This window comes from Kribbella sp. ALI-6-A (assembly GCF_001984195.1).
Taxonomy (GTDB): Bacteria; Actinomycetota; Actinomycetes; order Propionibacteriales; family Kribbellaceae; genus Kribbella.
Genome location: NZ_MTQN01000009.1, coordinates 188,876 through 207,192 on the forward strand (window position 1 = coordinate 188,876; position 18,317 = coordinate 207,192).

The 18,317-nt window shown below is 70.1% G+C and carries 17 protein-coding genes; 11 read left to right on the plus strand and 6 right to left on the minus strand.

The window, feature by feature from the left end; translation table 11 throughout:
- The first annotated feature begins 41 nt into the window (after window positions 1–41).
- The 7 genes from BWI15_RS09870 (at window position 42) to glpK (BWI15_RS09900) (ending at window position 8,950) form a co-directional block, all read left to right on the plus strand.
- The gene (locus tag BWI15_RS09870; RefSeq protein WP_077014035.1) at window positions 42–545 is read left to right on the plus strand and encodes a hypothetical protein; all 504 of its coding nucleotides are present in this window, start codon (window positions 42–44) and stop codon (window positions 543–545) included.
- Window positions 546–612: 67 nt separating this feature from the next.
- The gene (locus tag BWI15_RS09875; RefSeq protein ID WP_077014036.1) at window positions 613–1,500 is read left to right on the plus strand and encodes a RecB family exonuclease; all 888 of its coding nucleotides are present in this window, start codon (window positions 613–615) and stop codon (window positions 1,498–1,500) included.
- 111 nt (window positions 1,501–1,611) lie between these two features.
- Entirely contained in the window at window positions 1,612–3,297 is a 1,686-nt protein-coding gene (locus BWI15_RS09880; protein ID WP_077014037.1) for a ribonuclease J, read from the plus strand.
- A gap of 28 nt (window positions 3,298–3,325) precedes the next feature.
- Window positions 3,326–4,090, plus strand: a complete 765-nt coding sequence (locus BWI15_RS09885; protein ID WP_077014038.1) for an ABC transporter ATP-binding protein — start codon at window positions 3,326–3,328, stop codon at window positions 4,088–4,090.
- Window positions 4,090–6,609 carry an ABC transporter permease gene (locus tag BWI15_RS09890; RefSeq protein ID WP_077014039.1) on the plus strand — a complete coding sequence of 840 codons (2,520 nt, stop codon included), beginning with the start codon at window positions 4,090–4,092 and terminating at the stop codon, window positions 6,607–6,609. Before BWI15_RS09885 ends, BWI15_RS09890 begins: the two co-directional genes overlap by 1 nt.
- Before the next feature lie 45 nt (window positions 6,610–6,654).
- On the plus strand, window positions 6,655–7,413 hold the full coding sequence (locus BWI15_RS09895; protein WP_077014040.1) for an IclR family transcriptional regulator: 759 nt from the start codon (window positions 6,655–6,657) through the stop codon (window positions 7,411–7,413).
- Between the two features lie 22 nt (window positions 7,414–7,435).
- On the plus strand, window positions 7,436–8,950 hold the full coding sequence (gene glpK / locus BWI15_RS09900; RefSeq protein WP_077014041.1) for a glycerol kinase GlpK: 1,515 nt from the start codon (window positions 7,436–7,438) through the stop codon (window positions 8,948–8,950).
- Window position 8,951: 1 nt separating this feature from the next.
- On the opposite strand, the gene BWI15_RS40015 is transcribed toward glpK (BWI15_RS09900), so the two are convergent.
- Window positions 8,952–9,221, minus strand: coding sequence for a GNAT family N-acetyltransferase (locus BWI15_RS40015; RefSeq protein ID WP_237771212.1), 270 nt, complete (start codon window positions 9,219–9,221; stop codon window positions 8,952–8,954).
- Window positions 9,222–9,275: 54 nt separating this feature from the next.
- On the opposite strand from BWI15_RS40015, the gene BWI15_RS40020 reads away from it, so the two are divergent.
- Window positions 9,276–9,536, plus strand: coding sequence for a hypothetical protein (locus tag BWI15_RS40020; RefSeq protein ID WP_237771213.1), 261 nt, complete (start codon window positions 9,276–9,278; stop codon window positions 9,534–9,536).
- Between the two features lie 302 nt (window positions 9,537–9,838).
- Here the strand turns inward: BWI15_RS40020 and BWI15_RS09910 are convergent, their stop codons facing one another.
- On the minus strand, window positions 9,839–10,648 hold the full coding sequence (locus BWI15_RS09910) for a hypothetical protein (RefSeq protein ID WP_077014042.1): 810 nt from the start codon (window positions 10,646–10,648) through the stop codon (window positions 9,839–9,841).
- A 113-nt stretch (window positions 10,649–10,761) separates the two neighbouring features.
- Window positions 10,762–11,313, minus strand: coding sequence for a TetR/AcrR family transcriptional regulator (locus tag BWI15_RS09915; RefSeq protein ID WP_077014043.1), 552 nt, complete (start codon window positions 11,311–11,313; stop codon window positions 10,762–10,764).
- Window positions 11,314–11,386: 73 nt separating this feature from the next.
- Here BWI15_RS09915 and BWI15_RS09920 point away from each other — a divergent pair, with 73 nt between their 5' ends.
- On the plus strand, window positions 11,387–12,382 hold the full coding sequence (locus BWI15_RS09920; RefSeq protein ID WP_077014044.1) for a saccharopine dehydrogenase: 996 nt from the start codon (window positions 11,387–11,389) through the stop codon (window positions 12,380–12,382).
- Between the two features lie 66 nt (window positions 12,383–12,448).
- Here BWI15_RS09920 and BWI15_RS09925 read toward each other — a convergent pair whose 3' ends face one another.
- The 3 genes from BWI15_RS09925 to BWI15_RS09935 are packed head-to-tail and all read right to left on the minus strand — an operon-like array spanning window position 12,449 to window position 16,597.
- Window positions 12,449–14,161: a glycerol-3-phosphate dehydrogenase/oxidase gene (locus BWI15_RS09925; RefSeq protein ID WP_237771214.1), complete on the minus strand. Its 1,713-nt coding sequence runs from the start codon at window positions 14,159–14,161 to the stop codon at window positions 12,449–12,451.
- Window positions 14,162–14,209: 48 nt separating this feature from the next.
- Window positions 14,210–15,727 carry a glycerol kinase GlpK gene (gene glpK, locus BWI15_RS09930; protein ID WP_077014045.1) on the minus strand — a complete coding sequence of 506 codons (1,518 nt, stop codon included), beginning with the start codon at window positions 15,725–15,727 and terminating at the stop codon, window positions 14,210–14,212.
- A gap of 27 nt (window positions 15,728–15,754) precedes the next feature.
- A complete protein-coding gene (locus BWI15_RS09935; protein ID WP_077014046.1) occupies window positions 15,755–16,597 on the minus strand; it encodes an MIP/aquaporin family protein in 843 nt (280 codons plus the stop codon).
- A gap of 210 nt (window positions 16,598–16,807) precedes the next feature.
- Here BWI15_RS09935 and BWI15_RS09940 point away from each other — a divergent pair, with 210 nt between their 5' ends.
- Window positions 16,808–17,329, plus strand: a complete 522-nt coding sequence (locus BWI15_RS09940) for a sigma-70 family RNA polymerase sigma factor (protein WP_083750653.1) — start codon at window positions 16,808–16,810, stop codon at window positions 17,327–17,329.
- A complete protein-coding gene (locus BWI15_RS09945) occupies window positions 17,326–18,258 on the plus strand; it encodes a hypothetical protein (protein WP_077014047.1) in 933 nt (310 codons plus the stop codon). The genes BWI15_RS09940 and BWI15_RS09945 overlap by 4 nt, the downstream gene beginning before the upstream one ends.
- Window positions 18,259–18,317: the final 59 nt, after the last annotated feature.

The window sequence follows — 18,317 nt, forward strand, 5'->3', positions numbered from 1 at the left end:
GCGTTCGGTGCAAATGAACCTGACCTCCTAGAGTGGCTGCCATGGCCGAACGGGCACTGAGGGCAGTCGTGGTGGCCGTCGGCGTCGTCCTGCTGGGGTGTTCGAGTCCGGCCGCCGAAGGGTGCCCGCCGCCGCAAGCAGCGCCGGCGACGCAGACCGCGCTGATGCCTGCCGGGCTCTCCCTCACCGAGGTCGGGACGGTGACCGGTGTCGAGAAGACCCAAGGGCACCTGACGGTCCGGGCGGTCACCAGCAAGCCGATCGACGAGGTCACCGTGCTCATCCAGGACGCGGTCACCGCCGCCGGCTACCGGCCCGCGGGCATGGACAACGAGGGCTTCGAGGCCGAGGTGTTCTTCACCTCGGGGAACTACGCGGCCGGCCAGGCCCTCGTCCGGCGTGCGGCCTGCGAGGGGCAGTGGGACGTCGAACTGGTGCTGATCGATCCGAAGGCCGTACCGACACCGACCGCCACACCTGCTCCGAGGTTGACGCCGGCCCCGACCGAGACTCCGGCGCCGAGGCCGACCGGGGCCGGAAGCTGAGCGACGTTGTCCACAGGGACGGCGTCGGCCGTCCGCAGTGTCGGTGGTCTCACCTAGGGTTTCCGGTATGAGCGTTGCAGCCGCAGTCGAGGTGCACGGCCACCCGCGGGGAGCCCTGTCGCCTTCCCGCGCCGCCGACTTCATGAGCTGCCCTTTGAAGTACCGCTTCCGCGTCGTCGACCGGCTGCCGGAGAAGCCGTCTGCGGCAGCTGTCCGCGGCACCGTCGTGCACGCCGTACTGGAGCGCTTGTACGACCTGCCGCGCGGCGAGCGCACGCTGGAGCAGGCGGCCCAGATGCTCGAGCCGCAGTGGCAGCGCATCCTCGAGGCCGAGCCCGAGGTCGCCGAGCTGTTCGCGGACGACGCCGAGGGCGAGGAGCTGGCCGCGTGGCTGGCCGAGGGACACAAGCTGCTCGGCAAGTACTTCACCCTCGAAGACCCCAACGCGCTGGAGCCCGCAGAGCGCGAGCTGTACGTCGAGACCGAGCTCGAGTCCGGCCTCACGCTGCGCGGGTACGTCGACCGCCTCGACGTCGCGCCGACCGGCGAGATCCGGGTCGTCGACTACAAGACCGGCCGATCGCCGTCGGAGTTCTTCGAGGCCAAGGCGCTGTTCCAGATGAAGTTCTACGCGCTGGTGCTGTGGCGGCTGCGCGGCGTCGTGCCGTCGATGCTCCAGCTCGTCTACCTCGGCAACGGCGAGATCGTCCGCTACGTGCCCGACGAAGCCGATCTGCGCGCCTGTGAGCGCAAGATCGCGGCCCTGTGGAGCGCGATCACGCGGGCGCTGGAGTCCGGCGACTGGCGTCCCAGCCCCGGACCGCTGTGCGAGTGGTGCGACCACAAGGCGTTGTGCCCTGCCTGGGGCGGCACCCCACCGCCGCTGCCGAACCGATCGGTGGAAGAGGTCGCCGAGGAGTCGGCCGGCGTGGACCTGGTGGGCGTCGACGGCTGAGGCCGGTGGGGCTCCGGCGTACCGCCGGAGTTTGTTCTGAGGTGCTGGTCACACCCCGATAAGTGAGGTCGGTGCCACGGGGTGTCGGCCGCCTCGGATAACGTCGAGGCTATGAGTCATCCGCATCCCGATCTCGGTCAACCGCCCCGCCTTCCCGACGACGCACTGCGCGTGGTCGCTCTGGGCGGGCTGGGTGAGATCGGCCGGAACATGACCGTGTTCGAGCACCGTGGCAAGTTGCTGGTGGTCGACTGCGGTGTGTTGTTCCCCGAGGAGCACCAGCCCGGCGTCGACGTGATCCTGCCCGACTTCAGCTGGATCCGGGACCGGCTGGACAAGATCGAGGCGATCGTGCTGACCCACGGGCACGAGGACCACATCGGCGGGGTGCCGTACCTGCTGAAGGAGCGCGGCGACATCCCCGTGGTCGGCTCGAAGCTGACCCTGGCCTTCATCACCTCCAAGCTCAAGGAGCACCGGATCAAACCGGTGACCGTTGAGGTCAAGGAGGACGAGAAGCGGCGGTTCGGCCCGTTCGAGTGCGAGTTCCTCGCGGTCAACCACTCGATCCCGGACGGTCTCGCGGTCGCGATCCGGACCCAGGCCGGCCTGGTGCTGCACACCGGCGACTTCAAGATGGACCAGTTCCCGCTGGACCGCCGGCTCACCGACCTGCGGGGCTTCGCCCGGCTCGGTGAGGAGGGCGTCGACCTGTTCCTGACCGACTCGACCAACGCCGACGTCCCGGGCTTCACCACCGCCGAGAAGGACCTCGGCCCGGCGATCGACCAGGTCTTCCGGACCGCGCCCGGCCGGATCATCGTGTCCAGCTTCGCCAGCCACGTGCACCGGATCCAGCAGGTGCTGGACGCGGCGAAGGCGGGCGGCCGCAAGGTGGCGTTCGTGGGGCGTTCGATGGTGCGCAACATGGGCATCGCCCGCGACCTGGGCTACCTGAACGTGCCGAAGGGCCTGATCGTCGACCTGAAGGAGCTCGAGCAGCTGCCGGACCGCAAGGTCACGCTGGTCTGCACCGGATCGCAGGGCGAGCCGATGGCCGCGCTGGCCCGGATGGCCAACCGTGACCACATGATCCGGATCGGCGAGGGCGACACCGTCCTGATGGCCAGCTCGCTGATCCCGGGCAACGAGAACGCGATCTACGGGCTGATCAACGGCCTGATCCGCTGGGGCGCGAACGTCGTGCACAAGGGCAACGCCAAGGTGCACGTCTCCGGCCACGCCAGCGCCGGCGAGCTCGTCTACTGCTACAACCTGGTCGAGCCGCGCAACGTGATGCCGGTGCACGGCGAGTTCCGGCATCTGAAGGCGAACGCGGCGCTGGCCGTCAGCACCGGCGTACCGGCCGACCGGGTGATCATCGCCGAGGACGGCGTGGTGGTCGACCTGCACAAGGGCCGCGCCAAGATCACCGGCAAGGTCGAGGCCGGCTACGTGTACGTCGACGCGATGACGGTCGGCGGGGTCACCGAGGCCAATCTCAAGGACCGCCGCACGCTCGGCGAGGAGGGCGTCGTCACCGTCGTCCTGCTGGTCGACGCGAACACCGGCAAGCTGGCCGAGGCGCCGGACTTCCTGGCCCGCGGGTTCGTGCACGACGACACCACGTTCAAGCCGGTGATCCCGGTGATCGAGGAGACGCTCGCGAAGGCGGCGTCCGAGGCGATCGGCGACGCGAGCCAGCTCGAGCAGCTGGTCGGCCGCGCGGTCGGCAACTGGACGTACCGCCACTGGCGCCGGCGCCCGGTCGTCATCCCGGTCGTCATCGACGCCTGAGGAACCTTCGCACGTTAGCGTTCCTCCCATGACCGCACCACCCGTCCAGCAGGCTGCTGCGATCACGACGTTCGGGCTCGGCCGGAGCTACGGCTCCGGCCCGACCCGGATCGACGCGCTGGCCGACGTCAGCGTCGAGTTCGGGCAGGGACGGTTCACCGCGATCATGGGGCCGTCCGGCTCCGGCAAGTCGACGCTGCTGCACTGCCTGGCCGGGCTCGACCGGCCGACCAGCGGGCAGGTCTTGCTCGGCGACGTCGACCTGACCCGGCTGGACGAGAAGGCGCTCACGCACCTGCGCCGGGACCGGATCGGCTTCGTGTTCCAGGCGTTCAACCTGGTGCCGACGCTGACCGCGCTGGAGAACATCACGCTCCCGCTCGACCTGGCCAATCGCAAGCCCGACCAGGCCTGGCTCGACGTCGTCGTACAGACCGTCGGCCTGAAGGATCGCCTGCACCACAAGCCGGCCGAGCTGTCCGGCGGGCAGCAGCAGCGCGTGGCCTGTGCCCGGGCGCTGGTGTCCCGCCCGCACGTCGTGTTCGCCGACGAACCGACCGGCAACCTGGACTCCCGCGCCTCGGCCGACGTGCTCGGATTCTTGCATCGATCGGTGCGGGAGTTCGGCCAGACGGTGGTGATGGTGACGCACGACCCGACCGCCGCCGCGTACGCCGACCGCGTGCTGTTCCTGGCCGACGGCCGTCTGCACGAGGAACTCGCCGACCCGACGGCCGAGTCCGTGCTCGACACGATGAAGCGGCTCGACAGCAGCAGCGCCCAGGCCGGCTGATGCTCAAGCTCGGCTTCCGGTCGGTGCTCGCGCACCGGCTGCGTTTCGTGCTCTGCACGGTCGCCGTGCTGCTCGGCATCGGTTTCGTCAGCGGCGCCATGGTTTTCAGCGACACGTTGTCGGCCGCCCTGAAGAAGAACTTCGCCGCCGCCACCGCCGACATCACCGTCACCCCGCTCTCCCCCCTGTCCGGTACGCCGAACCGCCCGCCGACGCTGTCGAGCGACGTCGCCAACCGCATCGCCGCCGTTCCCGGCGTCGCCGCGACCGACGGCCAACTGCTGGTCCCGGACATCGAGATCCTGGCCAAGGACGGCCGGCCGATCGACACCTACAGCCTGGCGACGTTCGGCGCGAGCTGGCCGCACGACGACCGGACCGCGCCGTTCAAGCTCGTCGCGGGTTCGGCGCCGTGGGGCACCGAGCAGCTGACCCTCGACCGCAACACGGCCGACCGCGAGGGCTACGAGCTCGGCCAGAAGGTCAAGGTCGTCACCCCGGTTCGTGCCGTCACCGCGACCCTCACCGGCTTCACCACCCCCGGCCGGTCCGGTACGTCGGCCGGCGCACCGCTGGTCTCCTTCGACGGCGCCTCGGCTCAGCTCCTCCTGCTCGGCGAGCCCGGCTGGACGTCGATCGCCGTCGCCCTGCAGCCCGGTCAGAACCCGGACGCCGTCAGCCGCGCGATCCAGACCGCGATCGGCGACACCGTCCAGGTCCGCACGGCGGCGCAGGTGTCGGCCGACGGCGAGAGCGCCCTGGACGACACCTTCGGCGGTCTCACCGCCGCCCTCCTGCTCTTCGCCGGCCTGGCCCTGTTCGTCGGCACGTTCCTGATCGTCAACACGTTCGCGATGGTCGTCGCTCAACGCAGCCGCGAACTGGCGCTGCTCCGCGCGGTCGGCGCGTCCCGCGGCCAAGTCACCCGCACGGTCCTCGCCGAGGCACTCGTGATCGGCGTGGTCGGATCCACCCTCGGGCTCCTGCTCGGCATCGGTGTCGCAGGCCTCATCCAGTACCTGTACCAGCGGCTCGACCTCGCGATCCCGTCGGCGACCCTGCAGGTCAGCGCCGCCACGATCATCGCGTCGTACGTGCTCGGCGTCGGGATCACCGCGGCTGCGGCGTACCCGGCGGCCCGTCGCGCGGGCAAGCTCCCGCCGGTGGTCGCGCTGCGGGCCGACACCACCGTGCCGGAGCGCAGTCTGCTCGTCCGGATCCTGCTCGGCGGCTTCCTGCTGCTGATGGCGGTTTTGATGTTCCTGATCGCCCTGACGGCCAACGGACTTCCCGCCGCGATCCTGGTCGGCCTGGCCACGGCGTTGATCCTGCTCGGGCTCGTGATGACCCTGCCCGTCCTCAGCCGGTACGCCGTCCGCGCGCTGATGTCGCCGCTCGGTCGCCAGGCCCCGATCGTGCTCGGCCGGCGCAACGCCGAGCGCAATCCCCGCCGGACAGCGGCCACGGCGTCCGCGTTGATGATCTCGCTCGCCCTGGTCAGCGGGCTGGTGACGATCGCCGCCTCGGCCAAGGCTTCCGTCGACCGGGGCATCGCCGATGCGATCGGTACGTCGGAGCTGGTCGTGACCGGGGACGGCGGCCGCCCGTTCAGCACCGCTGTCGGCGACCGGTTGGCCAACGTGCCGGGGATCTCGGCGGTGCATCGCGTTCGGCAGTCGGCCGGTGAGGTCGGCGATCAGCGGGTCACTCTGGCCGGGGTCTCCGACCGGACGCTGGACGGCCCGATCACGGTGGAGGTGACGAACGGCGAACTCGGCAGCCTCGCCCAAGGCCAGGTAGCACTCCCCCGCAACCTCGCGAACCAGCTCGAACTGGCGGTCGGCAAGACCTTCGACCTGACCACGACCACCGGCAAGCACCGGCTGACCGTCGGCGCGATCATCGAGCCCAACCATCAGCTCGACGCCGTCGTCACCAGCCTGCCGCGGTTCACGGAGCTGGGCGGCGGTCAGATCGACGCGACGCTCTACCTCGAGGTTGCCGACGGCACCGATCTCGCGACGGCCCGGCAGGCGGTACTCGGCGCCATCCAGGACTACCCGTCCGTGGCGGTCCGCGACCAGCAGGCGTACGCCGCGGCCGAGCGTGGCCCGATCAACGGTGTGCTCGGCGTGGTCGGGGCGCTGCTCGGGTTCGCCGTACTGATCGCGCTGCTCGGGATCGTCAACACGCTCGCGCTCGGCGTGGTCGAGCGGACCCGGGAGATCGGACTGCTGCGCGCGATCGGGATGGACCGCCCGCAGCTGCGGCGGATGCTGCAGGTCGAAGCCGTCGCGATCGCGGTGTTCGGTGCCGTCCTGGGACTGCTCGTCGGCGTGCTGGCCGGAGTGGCGGTGCAGCACGTGATGGTCGACGACGGGTTGAGCGTGCTCGACGTACCGGTGCTGCAGCTGGTCGGGGCCGTGGTGATCGCTGCGGCGGTCGGCGTACTGGCTGCGATCTGGCCGTCACAGCGGGCAGCGCGGCTGGACGTGTTGCGGGCGATCGCGACGGAGTAGTGCTGAGGTCCTCCGTTGAGCGGTGATCACCGGTAGCCTGCCGGTGTGCCGGGCAGTGTCCAGTCGATCGAGCGAGCTGCCGCAGTGCTGCGCCTGCTCGCCGCCGCGCCGAACGGCCTGGGCGTCGCCGACCTCGGCAACGCCCTGGGGCTGGCGAAGGCGACTGTGCACGGGATCGTCCGGACGCTGCATCAGGTCGGCTTCGTCGAGCAGGACCGATCCGGCGCGCACTACCGGCTGAGCGACGCCTTCGGGCGCCTCGGCGAGACCTATCTCGATCCGAACGAGCTGCGCAGCCGAGCGATCAACTGGGCCGACTCGCTGGCCTCGCGCAGTGGTGAGGTGGTCCGAGTCGGCCGGCTGGTCGAGGGCAAGGTGGTCGTCGTGCACCACGTCTTCCGGCCGGACGACAGCGACCAGGACCTCGACGTCGGTACGACGCTGCCGCCGCACGCGTGCGCGCTCGGCAAGGCGGTGCTCGCGTTCGACACCAGTGGTGCCTCGAAGCCGAAGGCCCTCGAGGCCTTCACCACCCGCACCATCGTGGACCCCACGCGGCTGGCCGACGAACTGGCCGCGGTCCGGGCCAAGGGCTGGGCCGGTGAGTTCGAGGAACACACCGTCGAGCTGGCCGGCATCGCAGCCCCGATCCGCGGCCTCGGCGGTCTCGTCGTCGGAGCGGTCGGCCTGACCGGGCGGATCGAGCGGATCTGCGACTCCCGCCTGCGTCACCGCACCGACCTGGTCACGATGGTCCGGGCCACCGCCGAAGCCATCGGCCGCGACCTGCGGGACGACCGATGACCGGCGTCCGGAGAGACCGCTGATGGCCGAGCAGTACGTCGCGGCCGTCGACCAAGGCACGAACTCGACGCGGTGCATCCTGTTCGACCGGCGGGGCCGGCTCGTCTCGGTGGCCCAGCGCGAGCACAGGCAGTACTTCCCCAAGCCCGGCTGGGTCGAGCACGACGCCGCGGAGATCTGGCGCAACGTCACCCGCGTCGTCCCCGCGGCCGTGCGGCAGATCGGCGCCGACCCCGGCCAGATCGTTGCCATCGGCATCACCAATCAGCGCGAGACCAGTCTGTTGTGGGACCGCCGGACCGGACAGCCGATCGGGCACGCCGTCGTCTGGCAGGACACCCGCACCGACCGCCTGATCACCGAACTGGCCGGCGACCAGGGCGCGGACCGGTTCCAGGATCTCTGCGGCCTGCCGCTGACCACCTACTTCTCCGCGCCCCGCCTGCGCTGGATGCTCGACCACACCCCCGGCCTGCGAGCCCGCGCCGAGCGCGGCGAGGTCCTGTTCGGCACGATGGAGAGCTGGCTGATCTGGAACTTCACCCGCGGCGCCGACGGGACAGGTGGTCTGCACGTCACCGACGTGACCAACGCCAGCCGCACGATGCTGATGAACATCGAGACGCTGGAGTGGGACGATCAGTTGCTCGCGGCGTTCGACGTACCGGCGGCGGTGCTGCCGGAGATCCGGCCTTCGTCGGGAGTGTTCGGGACCGCGACGACGGTGCTGCCCGGCGTACGGATCGGGGCGGCGCTGGGTGATCAGCAGGCGGCGCTGTTCGGGCAGACGTGCTTCAGTCCGGGCGAGGCGAAGTGCACCTACGGCACCGGCTCGTTCCTTTTGCTCAACACCGGCAAGGAGATCGTCCGGTCGACGCACGGCATGCTGACCACGGTCGCGTACCAGATCGGCGACCAGCCCGCGGCGTACGCGCTGGAGGGCTCGATGGCGGTCACCGGCTCGCTGGTCCAGTGGTTCCGCGACGGGCTCGGCCTGATCCACACCGCCGCCGAGATCGAGACGCTGGCCAGGACCGTCGAGGACAACGGCGGAGCGTACATCGTGCCGGCCTTCTCCGGCCTGTTCGCGCCGCACTGGCGCAGCGAGGCACGCGGCGTGATCGCCGGGCTCACGTCGTACATCACCAAGGGCCATCTGGCCCGCGCGGTGCTGGAGGCGACCGGCTTCCAGACCCTCGAGGTGGTCGACGCGATGAACGCCGACTCCGGCATCGCGCTGAAGGCGCTCAAGGTCGACGGCGGCATGACCGCGAACAACCTGCTGATGCAGTTCCTCGCCGACCTGCTCGACGTCCGCGTGGTCCGGCCGATGGTGACCGAGACGGTCTCGCTCGGCGCCGCGTACGCCGCGGGCCTGGCGGTCGGCTACTGGCCGGATCTCGAAGGACTGCGCAGCAACTGGCACCGGGCCGGCCAGTGGCTGCCCAACATGGACCCGGAGCGCCGGGCCACCGAGTACGCCAACTGGCAGGCGGCGGTCCAGCGCACGTTCGGGTGGATCCGGCCGGAGCAGTAGGTCAGTCCTCAGCGCGCCAGATCCAGTTCTTCCGGGCGTAGCGGATCTCGAAGCCGGTCCGCAGCATGTTGTTCAGCGAGGAGTTCTGCCCGCCGTCGTCCGGCTTTCCGGTCTCGGCGCTGAGCCACTTCGCGCCGTCGGCCGCGGCCTGACGCGCCCGCGCCGCGAGCAACGCCGACTGCGCGCCCCGGCCCCGGTACGCCGGCAGCACGGCCGCGCCCGCGAACGATGCCACCTGCTCGTGCATCGACAGCGACGCAGCTCCGACCATCGTGTCCCCGTCCCACGCCGCGTACGCCGTGAAGCCGGGCCGGCCGAGACGCCGGTGACCATCGGCACGATCTTGTCGACCGGCATCCCGAAACCGCGGGTCAGCGTCGTCGCCCACTCCTCCGCCTGCTCGGGCTCGACCTGGCCGATCCGCAGATCGGTGTCGGCGGACTCGACCAGCCCGGCCAGGCGGGCCAGCTTCAGCCAGGTACCACCGGCGCTCAGACCGGTCTTCTCGCGGATCGCCTCCCAGTCGGCGGGCAGCACCGACGGCGCGAACTGCAGCGTCGCCTGCCGGACGCCGTGGGCGCGGTAGAAGTCGATGATCTGCTCGACCAGCTCGAGCGTCACCGGCGACTCGAAGCCGAAGCCGAGCGCCTTGCTCCAGTAGTTCGTCACGTCGCCGGGCATCGCCAGCACGACCCCGCCGGCGATCCGGCGGCTCGCCAGCCCGAGCGACTCCGCCACCGCGGGCGGCGCCGAGTTCTCGTAGCCCCACACCGCCTCCGCCTCCGCTGCCTCGATCAGCTCGGCGATCCGATCCATTCGACCCTCCTGGCCACAACCCCGTGACGATGTTCCGACCCGACACTATGCCGGTCGGCCAAACGATTCGGTTCAGGCTTTCCAGGTCCAGATCGGGCGGTCGTAGATCACCTCGAAGCCGGCCCGGCGCAGGTTGTCCAGCGACGGATTGTGCTGCCCCGGCGCGGGCTTGCCGGTCTCCGACAGGAACCATCGGCAGCCCGCCGCCAGGCCGTCCCGCACCCGCCGCGCGACCAGCGCGGACTGGGCCCCGCGACCCCGGTACCGCGGCCGGGTGGCGCCGCTGACCAGCTCACCGGCCTCGCCGTCGACGAACAGCGCGCCGGTCGCGACCAGTAGGTCGCCGTCCCAGGCGCCGTACGCGGTGATCGCCTCGATGTCGTTGACCGAGGCAAGCATCTCGGCCATCCGGCCGTCCGGGTCGTCGAACTCGAACGCCTCGATCTGCACCGCCGCCCAGGCCGCCAGGCCGGCGTCGCCGACCGGGCCGACGCGCAACGTCGTCGGGGCCGGCGCGACCGGACGGTCGTCACGCAGTGTCTTGACCAGCACGTCGCCCCGGGTCAGCCCGTACGCCGCGGCGATGTCCGGCCAGTCCGGCGGCAGCACCTGGTCGGGAAGGTGGAAGTTCGCGCTCGGCGTGCCCTCGGACCGGTAGAAGCCGATTGCCTCGGCGATCACCTTCTCGGTCAGCGGTTCGCTGAACCCGAAGCCTTGTGCCTTGGACCAGAACCCCGACGGGTCGTTGCTGGCCGACACCACGACCCCGCCGCTGAGCCGGCGGACCGCGATCCCCATCCGGTCCCGCACCGGCGCGCCGATCTCGTCCAGCTTGAGCATCAACTCTCGTTCGGCGGCCTCCGCCAGTGCGACCATGTCCATGCCGAAAACCCTAACCCGGCAGGAAAACAGCAGCTGACCATTTGGTTGCCTTCAGCATCGTCCGACCCGGCGAGAACTCGCCACCGCCGCTCGGCGGGCACCGTCGTCGCCGGCTAGATCCCGCCGGCGATCAGCGCCGCGAGGGCCGGGACCGCCTTGGCCGCAGGCGCGTTCTCGCGCGCGATCGCGTCGGCCGCACCCAGGATGCCGACGCAGCGCAGGCGCAGCGCCGCGGGCGCGAGCTCGGAGTACGGCGACAGCGCGGCGGCCATCAGGTCGACGTAGCCGCCCAGCAACTCGTGCTGCACGGACTCCATCTCCGGGCTGCCCTTCAGCGCGGCCGAGATCGCGGTGAGCTCCGGCATGTCCGCGGCACAGGCGAAATAGGCCGCGCTGATCACTCGCGCAACCTCGTCGATCGTCGGCGGCGCCTCTTGTACCGCAGCACTGATCGCGGTCCTGTACCGCTCGTCGAGCTGCCGGTAGAGCTCGATCAGCAGGCCGGACCGGGTGCCGAAATGGTCGTAGACGATCGGCCGGCTGACCCCCGCGGCCTCCGCGAGCGTGACGAGCGTCAGCCCGTCGGCGCCCTGCGTACGGACGATCGTCGTCGCGGCGTCGAGCAGTTGCTCACGCCTGGCCTGCTTGGTCAACCGGACCGCCATGTCCCTCCCTTGTCCACCACCCCGACTCTATGCTACAAAACGTAACCTACACAATGTAGCTAAGGAGATCCTGATGGACGCAGTACTGATGCTGGGCGGAACCGGTCAGGCGGGAGCCGACACGGCCGCACTGCTTCGCCGCTGGCACCCGGACCTGCCGCTGACGATCGCCGGCCGCGATCTCGGCCGCGCGCAGAAGGTCGCCGACGAGCTCGGCGGAGCCACCGCTGTGACGACCGACCTGAGCCGCCGCGATCTCGGCCTGCCGACCGACCGGCGCCACTCGGCCGTCGTCGCCACCTTGTGGGACGCCCACCACAACGGCTTGCAGTACGCGCAGGATCGCGGTGTCCCCTACACGAGCATCTCCAGCGCGCTCGTCGACACCTCGCCGGAGCTCGTCGCGGTGGCTCAACGGCCGACCGCGTCACCGGTCCTGGTCGCCAGTCACTGGTGCGCCGGCACCGCCGTACTGGCGGCCCTTGCGTCGGCACAGGAGTTCGGCCGCGTCGACCGCATCCGGGCCGGCGCGATCCTGGACGAGCTGGACACCGGTGGCCCGGCCGGCAACGCCGACCTGGAGCGCTGGTCCACTGCGACGACCGCAGGCCTGGTACGCCGCAGCGGCCGCTTCACCTGGATCGCCGGAGCGGACGTCGAGGCGGACGTGGTCAGCCTCGACGGCACGGCGCATCCCGGCCAGAGCATCGCCATCCTCGACGTCACGAGTCTGGCGCTGGCGACCGGGGCCGCCGACGTGCGCTTCGACATGGCGATCGGCGAGTCCGCGGGACGGCGTACCGGTGGGCGCGCGTCGGTCGAGGTCCGGATCGAGCTCGAAGGGTCCGACCAAGCGGGCAATCCGCTGACCAGGAACCGTTACCTGGTTCACCCCGAGGGCCAGCGCCCCTTGACCGCACTCGGCCTCGCGCTCGGGGTCGAACGACTGCTCGGGCTCAGCGGTGGTGATCCGGTCGCTCCCGGTCTGCACACCCCGGAATCACTCGTCGATCCGGCGTACGCGGTGCGGCGGATCGAGGAACTCGGCGGCACGTTCGTCGACCGCTAGAACGCCCGACCGCCAGAACGTCCGAGAACCCGGAGCACCCCCACGGAGGTGCTCCGGGCCAGGACATCAGACCGGCGAGACGATGTCCGGCGCTTCCAGCCGGACCTTGTCGGCCGACTCGTCGTCCGGCTGGTCCTGGGAGTCGCGCTCGGACTGGACCCGGCGCTGGTAGAACGAGACCTCCCGCTCGATCGTCGCCTCGTCCCAGCCGAGCACCGGCGCCATCAACCGGGCCGCGGCGTCCGCCGCACCGACGCCGCGGTCCCAGGCCTCGATCGAGATCCGGGTCCGCCGAGCCAGTACGTCGTCCAGGTGCCGCGCGCCCTCGGACCGGGCCGCGTAGACGACCTCGGCCTTCAGGTAGTCCTGCGTGCCCGGCAACTGCTCACCCAGCGACGGGTCCTCTTCGACCAGCTGGAGCACCTCGTGGATCAGCGCGCCGTACCGGTTGAGCAGGTGCTCGATCCGGGCCACGTGCAGCCCGGACTGCCGCGCGATCAGGTGCCGCTGGTTCCACAGCGCCGGGTAGCCGTCCGCGCCGACCAGCGGGATCGTTTTGGTCGTGCACTTCGGCACCCGGCCGTCGAGCGCGTTCGCCACCGCGTCGATGGCGTCCTTGGCCATCACCCGGTACGTCGTGTACTTGCCACCGGCAACCACCACGAGACCCGGCGCCGCGTGCGCGACGACGTGCTCGCGGGACAGCTTCGACGTGCTCTCCGACTCCCCCGCCAGCAGCGGCCGGAGCCCGGCGTACACGCCCTCGACGTCCTCGCGGGTCAGCGGCGTGGTCAGCACCGAGTTCACGTGCTCGAGCAGGTACTCGATGTCCTTGCTGGTCGCGGCCGGGTGGGCCTTGTCCAGGTTCCAGTCGGTGTCGGTGGTGCCGATCAGCCAGTGCCGGCCCCACGGGATCACGAACAGCACGGACTTCTCGGTCCGCAGGATCATCCCGGTGCTGGACTGGATCCGGTCCTTCGGCACGACCAGGTGGATGCCCTTCGACGCGCGCACGTGGTATTGCCCGCGCTCGCCGACCATCGCCTGGGTGTCGTCGGTCCACACCCCGGTCGCGTTCACCACCTGCTTGGCCCGGACCTCGAACTCGCGGCCGCTCTCCAGGTCCTTGGCCTGGACGCCGGTGACCCGCTCGCCCTGGCGCAGGAACCCGGTCACCTTCACCCGGTTCGCGACATGAGCGCCGTACGACGCCGCGGTGCGGGCCAGCTCCATCGTGTGCCGGGCGTCGTCGACCTGGGCGTCGTAGTACTGCAACGCGCCGACCAGGGCCGACTTCTTCAGGCTCGGCACCAGCCGCATCGCGCCGCGCCGGGTCAGGTGCCGGTGGATCGGCAGGCCCGCGCCGAGGCCCGAGCTGACCGCCATCGCGTCGTACAGGGCGACGCCGGCGCCGGCGTAGATCCGCTCCCACCAGCGGTGCTGCAGCGGGTAGAGGAACGGCACCGGCTTGACCAGGTGAGGTGCGAGGCGTTGCAGGAGCAGCCCGCGCTCCTGCAACGCCTCGTGCACCAGCCGGAAGTCGAGCATCTCCAGGTACCGCAAGCCGCCGTGCACCAGCTTGCTGGACCTGCTGGAGGTGCCGCTGGCGAAGTCCCGCGCCTCCAGCAGGCCGGTGGTCAGGCCCCGGGTCGCGGCGTCCAGGGCCGACCCGGTGCCGACCACCCCGCCACCGATCACCAGGACGTCCAGTTCGCGGCCGTCCGCCATCGCGTCGATGGCCTCCGACCTCGCTTGCGGGGACAGAGCCACTACAGCCACTGTGCTGTTCCTTCCGGTTGTCTCTCTACTGCTGACTGCTTCTTGCTGCTAGTCGACGTCGACCCAGTCGAGCGTGCGCTGGACCGCCTTCTCCCAGCCCTTGTATCCGTCGGCGCGCTGCTCGTCGTTCCACTGCGGTGTCCAGCGCTTGTCCTCGTTCCAGTTCTGCACCAGCTCGTCGGTGTTGTTCCAGAACCCGACCGCCAGCCCCGCCGCGTACGCCGCGCCGAGCGCCGTCGTCTCCGCGACGACCGGCTTGCTCACCGGTACGCCGAGGATGTCGGCCTGCATCTGCATGCACAGCTCGTTCGCCGTCACCCCACCGTCGACCTTGAGGACCTCGAGCTTCACCCCGGAGTCCTTCTCCATCGCGTCGGCGACGTCCTTGCTCTGGTAGCAGATCGCTTCCAGTGTTGCTCGGGCCAGGTGGGCGTTGGTGTTGAACCGGGACAGCCCGACGATCGCGCCGCGCGCGTCGGAGCGCCAGTACGGCGCGAACAGGCCGGAGAACGCCGGGACGAAGTACACGCCGCCGTTGTCCTGGACCTGCCGGGCCAGCGTCTCGGTCTCGCTCGCGCCGGAGATGATGCCGAGCTGGTCGCGCAGCCACTGCACGGCCGACCCGGTGACGGCGATCGAGCCCTCCAGCGCGTAGACCGGTGCCTCGTCGCCGAACTTGTAGGCCATCGTGCTGAGCAGCCCCGCCTTCGAGCGGACCAGCTCGGTGCCGGTGTTCAGCAGCATGAAGTTGCCGGTGCCGTAGGTGTTCTTGGCCTCGCCCGGGTTGAAGCAGACCTGGCCGACGGTCGCGGCCTGCTGGTCGCCGAGGTCACCGGTGAGCGGGACGACGCCGCCGAGTGGGCCGTTCGCCAGCGTTTCGCCGTACTTGTTGGGGTCCGACGACGGCCGGATCTCCGGCAGCATCTGCCGGGGGATGTTGAAGAACGAGATCAGCTCGTCGTCCCAGTCGAGCGTCTCCAGGTTCATCAGCATCGTGCGGCTGGCGTTGGTGACGTCGGTGACGTGAACCCCGCCGTCGACGCCGCCGGTGAGGTGCCACAGCAGCCAGGTGTCGGTGTTGCCGAACACGGCGTCACCGGCCTCGGCGGCCTCGCGGACCCCGTCGACGTTCTCCAGGATCCACTGCACCTTGCCGGCCGAGAAGTACGTCGCCGGCGGCAGCCCGGCCTTCTGCCGGATCACGTCGCCCTTGCCCTCACGCTCCAGCGCCGACGCGATCCGGTCCGTCCGGGTGTCCTGCCAGACGATCGCGTTGTAGTACGGGCGGCCGGTCTTGCGGTTCCAGACCACGGCCGTCTCGCGCTGGTTGGTGATGCCGAGCGCCGCCAGATCGCTGGCCTGCAGGTTGTTGGCGTTCAGGGCGGTCCTGATCACCGAGCTCGTGCGCTCCCAAATCTCCACCGGGTTGTGCTCGACCCAGCCCGCCTGCGGCAGGATCTGCGAGTGCTCCAGCTGGTGCTTGCCCACCTCGTTGCCGGAATGGTCGAAGATCATGAAGCGGGTGCTCGTGGTGCCCTGGTCGACGGCGCCGACGAAGTCAGCCATGGAAGGTCCTCTCCTCACAGGTCGATGTCATGCGGTGGTGTTCTCCTCGGGGATCCGGCCCGGCTCCTCGTCGTCGTCCGCGATCGGCAGGTTCCGCCCGACCAGCAGGTCGTACAGGAACGCACCGATCAGCGCGCCGATGATCGGTGCCACGATCGGCACCCAGAAATAGATGTCCCCGAACTGATCCTTGAACGCTCCCTCGTACCCGGTGAAGAACGAGGCCAGCCGCGGCCCGAAGTCGCGCGCCGGGTTGATCGCGTAGCCGGCGTTGGTGCCCCAGGCCATCCCGATGCCGACCACCAGCAAGCCGACGATGAACGGCGCCAGGTTGGCGGCCGGGGCGGTGTTGCGCAGGTCGGTGATCGCCAGGATGACCAGCATCAGGATCGCGGTCCCGATGATCTGGTCGCGGAAACCGCCCCACATGCCGACCCCGAGATCCAGGCTCCCGTTGCCCGGCAGCGTCGAGAACACGCCCTGGCTCTTGATCGTCAGCCCCGGGTCGAACTTGTTCAGCGCCTCGGTGTAGTTCCAGCGGACCACCAGCGCCGCCAGAAACGCACCGAGCAACTGGGCCACCGAGTACGGCAGCACCTTCTTCCAGGAGAAACCGCGGAACGCCGCCAGCGCGATCGTCACCGCCGGGTTGAGGTGCGCGCCGGTCATCCGGCCCGCGACGTAGATGCCGAGGGTCACCCCGATGCCCCAGGCCCAGGCGATCGAGTCGTGGTCACCCAGTCCCTCGCCGCCGGCGACCACCTGCGCCACCACACCGCATCCGAACAGGATCAGGATGAACGTGCCGGCCAGTTCGGCGGAGCACTCCCCCAGAAGGGTCTTAGCCTTGACGGCTTCAGTCGTAGCCATGCTCTGTCTCCCTTCCACCCCGTGACGACCACGGAGGTCTGGAATGTAGGAGCGATTGCGAGGCGGCACAACGCCGTACGTTCGACATTGTCGAACGGCGAGTCCCGGGTCACCCACTGCGACACTCGGACAACCTTTTGAAACGCTCATCGCGTCAGGGCGGGTGACAAGGGGACGCGCTGGGTGTCCCGACGGGGCGAGAGGACACAGATGGCGACCGGACGTGACACCGGGGAGTTCGAGCAGTTCGCCGTCAGCAGGCACCGGGCACTGTTCCGGTTCGCGTATCTGCTGGCCGGTGAACGCGGACTGGCCGAGGACCTGGTGCAGGAAGCGCTGACCAAAACCTACGTCAACTGGCACCGGCTGCGGGACTCCGCGAACGCCGAGGCCTACACCCGCAAAGCGATCACCAGTACGGCGATCGGCTGGTGGCGGCGCAAGTCATGGCACGCTGAGCGCCCGCGGGACGACGTACCGCCGCTGGCCGGGCCGACCGAAGACGTCGCCGCGCGGGTCTGGCTCTGGCAGGAGCTGTCCCACCTGCCGCCGCGGCAACGCGCGGCGCTGGTGCTGCGCTACTACGAGGACCTGACCGAGGTGGAGACCGCGCGGATCAGACCTGACCGAGCACGCCGACGACGTCACCGAGCCGGCCCTCGACCTGGACGCGGTGATGCGCACCGGCGAGCGCCGCCGTACTGGCGGGCGGCGTCACGGCCGTCCGCGTGAACGACGACCCGTCCCAGCCGGCCGGGCAGTCGATGAACTTCACCGAACGGCGTCCGACGTACGCCGAGGGCGACGTGATCCACTTCGGCTCGGAGTCCCTCCAGCTCGGTGACGACGAGCTCACGACCTTCGTGCAGACCGACGCCGGGTTCGTCTACGTGACCGCCGACGGCACGGTGAAGGTCGCCGACGGCCGCCGGACCACGAAGATCGGCACCGGCGACACCACTCAGCGACTCACCGTCGACGACGCCGGCACCCTGGTCGGGTGGGTGGACAGCAGCGCGAAACGCCCTGAGTTCGTCGTGTACGACGTGGCCGCGCGCCGCGAGATCGTCCGGACGGCGGAAGGCACCGCGAACGCCCCCGAGGACAAGGCGCCGCGGGTCTCCGCGATCGACGACGGGTTCGCCTACTTCTCCACCGGCACCACCATCTACCGCTGGCACCTCGCGACCGGCACCGGCACGGTGATCGATTCGCAGGCCGGTCCGGACAAGTTGCACTCCGTGGACGCGGGCCGGTTCACCTGGGAGGTGCACCGGGCCTCCGACGACATGAGCCAGATTGCCGTCGGCACCGATCTCCGGCGGCCCCCGGCGAAGGTCTACCCCGGCTGGGACACCAACGTCTCCCCCGATGCCCGGTACCTGATGACCGACATGGCCGACGAGGTCCGGCTGTTCGACCTGCGGACCGGCAACCAACTGCCGCTGAAGTTCCCCGGCTACATCCTGATCGTGCCGACCCAGTGGCAGGGCGACGCCGCCTTCTACGCCGTCGGCTTCAAGAAGAGCACCGACGAGCGGCTCGACCTGCTGAGATGCTCCACCAGCACGCTGACCTGCCAGGTCGTCAGCGCCGGCTTCGCACCCACGCCGGTCGACCTGCCCGAGTTCCAGCTCCCGGTGGGCTTCGTCCTCGATTGACAGGAAACCCGGAAAGAAATCCACGGAACGGATGCAACCGATCGCAGGTCCCACAGCGT